4 protein-coding genes are annotated in these 7,421 nt (G+C 73.7%); 2 read left to right on the forward strand and 2 right to left on the reverse strand.

Going from position 1 to position 7,421, the window contains the following annotated elements:
- Positions 1 to 340 precede the first annotated feature (340 nt).
- On the forward strand, positions 341 to 1,063 hold the full coding sequence (locus M0P34_RS12085; RefSeq protein WP_291499461.1) for a helix-turn-helix domain-containing protein: 723 nt from the start codon (positions 341 to 343) through the stop codon (positions 1,061 to 1,063).
- Between the two features lie 186 nt (positions 1,064 to 1,249).
- On the opposite strand, the gene M0P34_RS12090 is transcribed toward M0P34_RS12085, so the two are convergent.
- Both M0P34_RS12090 and M0P34_RS12095 read right to left on the reverse strand, forming a co-directional pair.
- Positions 1,250 to 2,281, reverse strand: coding sequence for a response regulator (locus M0P34_RS12090; protein WP_291499464.1), 1,032 nt, complete (start codon positions 2,279 to 2,281; stop codon positions 1,250 to 1,252).
- Complete coding sequence (locus M0P34_RS12095; protein ID WP_291499466.1) at positions 2,278 to 6,213, reverse strand: PAS domain S-box protein; 3,936 nt, start codon at positions 6,211 to 6,213, stop codon at positions 2,278 to 2,280. Before M0P34_RS12095 ends, M0P34_RS12090 begins: the two co-directional genes overlap by 4 nt.
- Before the next feature lie 206 nt (positions 6,214 to 6,419).
- Here M0P34_RS12095 and M0P34_RS12100 point away from each other — a divergent pair.
- The coding region (locus M0P34_RS12100) for a methyl-accepting chemotaxis protein (protein WP_291499468.1) at positions 6,420 to 7,421 on the forward strand (1,002 nt) is incomplete at its 3' end.

The following is a 7,421-nucleotide window of genomic DNA, read 5'->3' on the forward strand; positions in this document are numbered from 1 at the left end:
CGGCCCCTGCCCGCGCCCCCGCGCCGGGCCGTCCGCATCCTGTCCGCGCCGCCGCACGAGCCCGCCCCCTGCCCCGCGCCGCCGTGGCGGCATGCGCTCCTGCCCCCCCGGCAGCCGTGCGCTGTCCGCTTCTGCCCTGCCCCCCCGCCGCCGCCGTGCGCTGTCCGCTTCTGCCCTGCCCCCCCGGCAGCCGTGCGCTGTCCGCCCCTGTCCGCTGCCGCCGCAGTGCGCGGCCCGGCCTCCCGCTCTTCCGGGGCGCGGCGGCTGCGTATTTTTCCCGCACCGGACTTGACAGCCTCCGGCCCGCAGGGATAGTAGTTCCAAAAGGAACCACTACCCAATGGACTGCATCGACGCCCTCAACAGGTTCGGCCTGACCCGCCAGGAGGCGCTGCTCTACGCGACCCTGCTGGAACACGGGCCGCAGACGGGCTACGAGGCGGCCAAGCGGGCCGGGATTTCGCGCTCCAACGCCTACGCCGCCCTGGCCGGGCTGGCGGAAAAGGGCGGGGCCATGCGCTCGGGCGGACCGGCCCAGCGCTTCAGCCCCACGCCCCGGGCCGAATTCCTGGCCCGGCTGCGCGCCGCCAGCGACGAGGCCCTGGCCCTGCTGGAGCGCGAGCTGCCCGAGCGCGCCCCCGGGGAGGAGCCCTACCTCACCGTGTCGGGGCACGGGAATGTGGTGGACAAGATGCGGGCCATGCTGCGGGCGGTGCAAAGCCATGTGTACGTCTCCGCCCACAGCGCCGAGGCCGCCCACATGGCGGACGAACTGGCGGACCTGGCCGCGCGCGGGCGCAAGACGGTGCTGATCTGCGACGCGGACCCCGGGCTGCCCGGAGTCCGGCTGCACCACAAGGCCCAGGAGCGCGGGCATGTGAAGATCATCGCCGACACCGCGGCGGTGCTCACCGGCTGCCTGGAGCCGCCGGGCGCGGCCCAGTGCCTCTATTCGCGCAACGGGCACCTGGTGCGGCTCATGCGCGAGGCATTCCTCAACGAGCTGGCCGTCATCGCCAGGGACGGGGAGGACGCGCCCCGGGCGGGGCAGGCGCCGCCCTGAGTTGAATTTTCCGCCGCCGCGCCGGGGCTGCGCGGCACAAGGCGGATCGATGGTTCGGCGGCGGACGTTCTGGCAGGCTCCGCACCGCCGGGCACCTCCGTGCAGAGGGCCGGTTCCGGATTGGCCGGGGCCGGCCCTTTCCTTGTCCGCCGGGGGTCCGCTGGGGGTCCGCCGCCCGGAAGGCCCCTACACCGGCACGCGCACCCGGACCTTTGTTCCCGGGCCCGGGGCGAAGGTCACCTCGCCGCCCACCCGGGCCGCCAGGTCGTGGACCAGCTCCAGGCCCAGGGTGCCGCTGTTGCGCACGTCCAGGCCCGGCGGCAGGCCCACCCCGTCGTCGGCCACCTCCAGCTCGTAGAACCCCGGCACCCTGGCCAGGGCCACGCGCACGCGGCCGCTCCGCCCGCCGGGGAAGGCGTGGCGCAGGGCGTTGGTCAGCAGCTCGGTGCAGATGATCCCCACGGGCATGGCCTTGTCCGGCTCCAGCTCCAGGTCCTGGCAGTCCAGGTCCAGGGGCGGCTCCCCGGGCATGGAGTAGGTCCGCCGCACGGCGTCGGCCAGGCTGGCGAAGTAGTCGCCCGCGTGGATGGAATCCATGTGCCGCGAGCAGTACAGGGCCTCGTGGACCTTGGCCACGGCCAGCACCCGGCAGCGCACGGCCCGCAGGGCGTCCACGCAGTCCTCGCCGCTGCGCATGGCCTGCAGGGCCAGCAGCCCGCAGATCATGTTCAGATTGTTCCGGATGCGGTGGTGGATCTCCTTGAGCTGCAACTCGCGGTCCACGGCCTGGGTGCGCAGGCTCTGCATGACCCGGGCCATGCCCCGCTCCACGGCCTTCTTCTCCAGGGCGATCTCGATGGCCGCCTTGATCTGGTCGTTCTGGCTGGGCTTCAGGATATAGCCGTAGGGCCGCACGGTCTTGGCCTGGGCGATGTGGCCGTCGTCGCCGTAGGCCGTGAGCAGGACCACCGGGGTGTCCAGCTCCTCCTGGATTGCGGCGCAGGCGGCGATGCCGTCCATGGCGCCGGGCATGACGATGTCCATGAGCACCAGGTCGGGCGCGAGCTCGCGCGCAAGGCGCACGGCGTCGGCCCCCGAGGATGCCTTGCCCACCACGGCGTAGCCCAGGGCGCCGAGCATGTCTTCGAGCTGGGTGATGATGATCGCCTCGTCGTCGACCACCAGGATTCGATTGGCGCCGTCGTCGTGAGGGGTCATGCTGTGGCTCCTTCGTCTTGCCTGCTGAAGGTGATGCGGATGCGGGTGCCGCCGTCGCCGGAGGCGATGTCCAACTCGCCCGCGAGCTGGTAACGCACGATATTGCCCATGAGTTTCAGGCCCATGCTGTCGCCCTGGGCCTCGGCGTCCCGGGCCAGGCCCACGCCGTCGTCCTCCACGCGCAGGACCACCGTCCCGCCCTCCCCGGGGCCCACGGCCACCAGGACCGAGCCCGCGCGACCGCCGGGAAAGGCGTGCTTGAAGACGTTGGACAGCGCCTCGCTGAGCACAAGCCCGCAGGGGATGGCCTTGGACAGGGGCAGAAATGCCTCCTCCAGGGCGAAACGCGGCTTCACGGCGGGCGCGTTGTACATGTGGGCCAGCTGCCAGGTCAGCATCTGGGCGTAGCTTGCAATGTCGATGCTGTCAAAGCGCTCGTAGCCGTAGAGTTGCAGGTGGATCATGGCCATGCTGTGGATCTTGGACTGCGTGTCGCGCATGATCTCGCGGGCGCGGTGGTCCTCGATGCGCCGCCCGGCCATGTCCAGCAGGCTGGAGATGATCTGCAGGTTGTTCTTCGCCCGGTGGTGGACCTCCTGCAACAGCAGCTCCTTTTCGCGCAGGGAACGCAGGGTCTCCTGCTCGGCCTCGCGGCGCAGGGTGGCGTCGCTGGACACCCCGGCCAGCCATTCCACCTCCCCGGCCTCGTCCAGCACCGGGAAGGCCCGCTCGCGGATCCAGCGCTCGGTGCCGTCGGGGGAAAGCATGCGGTACTCGATCTCCCTGGGGCCCCGGGCGGGCCTGCCGTAGTGGGCCGCCAGCCGCCTGCGGTCCCGGGGGTGGACCCGGGCCAGGAACCCGGCGGGCTCGCGGAAGAACTCCTCGCGCGGGCCCACCAGCCGCTCGAAGGCCGGGCTCAGGTAGATGATGCTCCTGCGGTCGGGGCTGGTGATCCAGAACACTTCCTCCACGGTCTCGGCGATGATGCGCAGCTTGCGCTCGCTCTCGCGGAAGGCCAGCTCCACGCGCCTGCGGGCGATGGCGTTGCCCAGGATGTCCGCCGCGGCCATGAGCGCCTCCAGTTCCGCATGGGTCCAGCGGCGGCCCCGGGCGCAGTCGTCGAAGCCCATGAACCCCCACCACTGCTCGCCCACGAACACCGGCACCACGGCCAGGGACAGGATGCCCTGCACGCGCATGCGTGCCTGCTCGCCGGGCGCAAGGTCGCCCGCCACCCGATGGAAGGGCCGCTTGGCGGCCAGGGCGGCCGCCAGCTCGCGCATGGCGGGGTCCTCGTAGGTCGGCCTGGGGTCGCCGTCCCGGGGCCGGGGCGGGGCTCCGGGCGCGCTCCACTCGCTGTGCAGCTCCATGCGCGCCCGCCCGTCCGGCCCGTCCACGTTGCGGCACAGGTAGGCCCTGCTGGCCCCGGCGGCCACGCCGAAGGTCTCCAGCACCGTGGCCACGGACCCGCGCCAGTCGGGCTCGCGCAGCAGGCGCTCCGCCGCCACGCCCACGGCCTCCAGCACCGCGTCGCGCCGCAGCAGGGCCGCCTCCATCTCGCGGCGCGCGGTGATGTCCTCCAGAACCACGAAGTTGTACTTGTGCTCGCCGCCCTCGTCCTGGATGCGGCTCACGGTGACGTTGGTCCACACCGTGCGGCCGTCCTTGCGCTGGTGGCAGGCCTCCAGGGAGCCGCCGGGCAGCTCCCCGCTGGAGGCGGCCTGGCGCAGCAGCAGGTTGGCGGGCAGGTCGCCGGGCAGGACCACGTCCTGGAAGCGCAGGGCGGCCAGCTCCTCGCGGGAGCAGCCCAGGATGGAGCACAGCCGGTCGTTGGCCGCCAGGAAGCGCCCGTCCAGCCCGCAATGGGCCATGCCCACGGCGGACTGCTCGAAGGTGGCCCGGAAGCGGGCCTCGCTTTCCACCAGCTCGCGCTGGGCGTTGCGCTCGGCGGTCACGTCGCGCGAATACAGGGCATAGCCGCCCACGGCGCCGGATTCGTCGAACACGGGCAGCGCCTCGCCCTCGAAAAAGCGCCCGGCCCGGGCCTCGGCGTAGCGCACGGGTCCGCCCGTCCCGCGCACCCGGGCGAAGACGCTTTCGTCCGGGGGCCGGGGGCCGCCGCCGCGAAAGGACCGCAGCGGCCGCCCGATGATCTCGCCGGGGCGCCGCCCCAGGGCGTCGGCCGCGGGGCTGTTCACGGCCTGGACCGTCCCGTCCAGGGCCAGCAGCACCACCTGGTCGGGGATGGCGTCGAACAGGGCGCGCAGGGCGCCCTCGCGCCTGCGCAGGGCGTTCATGGCCGCCAGGCGGCGCTCCTCCACGGCGATGGCCGAGGCCACCACGCCCAGCAGCCAATGATCCTCGTCGCCGGGCCGCTCGTCGCGGGTGAAGACCACGCACAGCGTGCCCAGGCGGCTCTCGCCGATGGCCACGGGGATGCCCAGGTAGGTTCTGAGGCCGTAGCGGCGCACGTTGGGGTCGCTGTCGGCAAAGGGCGAGGTGTGCAGGTCGCGGATGAGCATGGGCGCGCCGTCGCCCTGGCGGGCCACATGGGTGCAGATGTGCCCCCGGGCGTCGTCCTGGAACTCGAAGCCCTCGGGCGGGTTCCACGCCGCGACCACCTCGAGGTCGTCGCCCTCGATCCGGCTGTAGAGGGCGCAGGCGCCGTCGAGCATGGCGCCGCAAAGGGCCACCAGGGCCCGGGTGTTGCCCGCCGGATCGCTGCCGAAGCGCAGGAGGGTGCGGGTCAGCCGCTCCAGGCGTTCCAGGGTCCGGCTCAGCAGGGTGATGTCCGTGCAGACGCCGAGCACGGCCCGGGCGCCGTCGCGGGTGGGGAAGGGCATGGCCGCGCAGCGCAGCACCCGCCGGGCCCCCGAGGCGTCCTCGAACTCCAGGGCGGCCTCCCCGGCCGGACGGCCCGTGGAGAGCACCCGCCGGTCGACCTCGGCCAGCCCGGCGTGGCCCGGGCCGGGCCCGGCCCCGGGGCTGGTCAGGGCGCGGACCGAGGTGCCGCAGGCCTCGGCCATGGTCCGGTTGGCCAGCAGGTAGCGGCCCGCGGCGTCGCGGGCGTAGATCATGTGCGGCACAAGGTCCACCACCTGGCGCAGGCGCTGCTCGCTCAGGGCCAGCTCGTCGCGGGCCAGCTTGAGCCCGGTCAGGTCCACGGCGAAGAGAAGATGGGCCGGAGCCCCCTCCCAGTCGATGCGCACGCCCGACACGCCCACCCAGCGCGAAGCCCCGGTGCGCGCGCGCACGGGCAGCATGGTCTGCCCGGGGACAGCGCCCGTCTCCAGCAGCTGGCGGCGCAGGCGCCCGGCCGTCTCCCGGCCCTCGGGCGGCACCAGATCCAGCAGGTCGCGGCCGCACAACTCGGCGAAGCTGTAGCCGCACAGGGCCTCAACCCAGGGGTTGATGAACAGCGGGCGCCCGTCGCGCAGCACCAGCACCCCCACGCTGGCGCTCTCGAAAATGGTGCGCAGCCTGCGCTCGCTGGCGCGCAGGCTCAGGTCGGTGACGCGGATGTCGGTGATGTCCTGGATGACGCCGACCACGAAGCGCCGCCCGGATGCGGGGTCCACGTGCAGGCTCTTGCGGGCCACGATGTGGTGCGGGCGCCCGTCCCAGATCACGCGGGCCTCGTACTGCTGCGGCTGCCCCGTGGTCAGCACGCGCTCGTCCTTCTCCCACAGGAAGCGGGCGTAGCCGTCGTCGTAGAAGTCGGCATCGTGCCCGCCCAGCAGCTCGTCGCGCCCGCGCCCCAGCACGCGGCAGGCCGCCTCGTTCAGATACACCCAGCGGTGGTCCTCGTCCTTGACGAAGACGGGGGTGTCCAGGCTGTCCAGGGCGGCGGCCAGCTCCGGTCCCGGCGCGGAGCATCCGTCCGGCCGCTTCCCGGGGCCCGCCGCCCCCTGATCCTCGTGGTTCGCGCTCAATTCCGCTTCTCCGGGTCTGCCGGTTTCCGGTCTGTCCGCTGTCCTAACCCACTCTCCCGGTCCAGGACAAGCGCGGCGACAACGCGGCCCCGATGTCGCCGCGGCGGCCCGCGGGCGGGCGGGCGGCGGCGGGCGCCCCGGGCCCGCCCCCTGGCCTCGTTCTTGCTCCACCCCCGGCGGCCCCAACCGTCCACCAGGAGTTCCCCATGCACCGCAGCGATCTCATCCCCGGCGCCCTGGCCCTGCCCGTCGCGCTTTGCGCCCTGGTCCTGGCCGCCCTGGCGGGCACCGCCCCCGCCCCGGCAACAATGCCAAATATGCAAAACGGAATCGCGATCCAGTCCGCCTGGGCCATGCCCCTGGCCCTGCTGACCCTGGGCGCGGCCCTGGCCGCCGGGGCCGTCGGCTGCGCCCTGGCCGCCCGGCGCCGCCGGGCCGGGGAGGCCCTGCTGGCCCGGGCGAAGGCCCTGCTGGACGGCCAGGACGCCGCCGACCCCGGGGATGACAATTCCGTACGTCCGGACTCCGGTGATCATGCCATTTTTGTCAGCATCCGCCGGGTCAACCGGGAGCGCGGCGAGCTGCGGGCCCGGGTGCGGACCCTGGAGGCCGCCCTGGAGGCCGGAGCCGCCCGCGCCCGGGACGGCGCCCGGCGCGCCGAGGCATCGCGCTGCCAGAGCCTGCGCAACGCCGCCGCCACCCTGGGCGCGGCCATCGCCGACATCAACAGCAGCGCCGGGGAGCTGGAGTCCGCCGCCCGGAACGCGACCCGGGGCGCCCAGGAGCAGCGCGCCCTGGCCGCCGAGACCGCCGCGGCCATGAGCCAGATGAACGCCGCGGCGAACCAGGTGGCCGAGGGCGCCGAGGCCGCCGCCCGGGCGGCGGCCGGATCCCAGGAGCAGGCCCGCGCCGGGGCGGGCGCCGTGGAGCGGACCGTGGCCGCCATCCAGGCGGCCCGGACGCGCACCGCCGAGCTGGGCGCCGTGGTCCAGGGCCTGGGCGCCCAGGCCGAGAACATCGGGCAGATCATCGGGGTCATCAACGACATCGCCGACCAGACCAACCTGCTGGCGCTGAACGCGGCCATCGAGGCCGCCCGAGCGGGCGACGCGGGCCGGGGCGTCGCCGTTGTGGCCGACGAGGTGCGCAAGCTGGCTGAGAAGACCATGAACGCCACCAGCGAGGTCGGCGCCCAGATCGAGGCCATC

Source organism: Desulfocurvus sp. (genome assembly GCF_023230885.1).
In the GTDB taxonomy this organism is placed as follows: domain Bacteria; phylum Desulfobacterota; class Desulfovibrionia; order Desulfovibrionales; family Desulfovibrionaceae; genus Desulfocurvus.

Bases quoted from the DNA above. Each gene is read 5' to 3' on its own strand.
- M0P34_RS12085 (WP_291499461.1), top strand. From the start codon at position 341: ATGGACTGCATCGACGCCCTCAACAGGTTCGGCCTGACCCGCCAGGAG.
- M0P34_RS12090 (WP_291499464.1), bottom strand. From the start codon at position 2,281: ATGACCCCTCACGACGACGGCGCCAATCGAATCCTGGTGGTCGACGAC.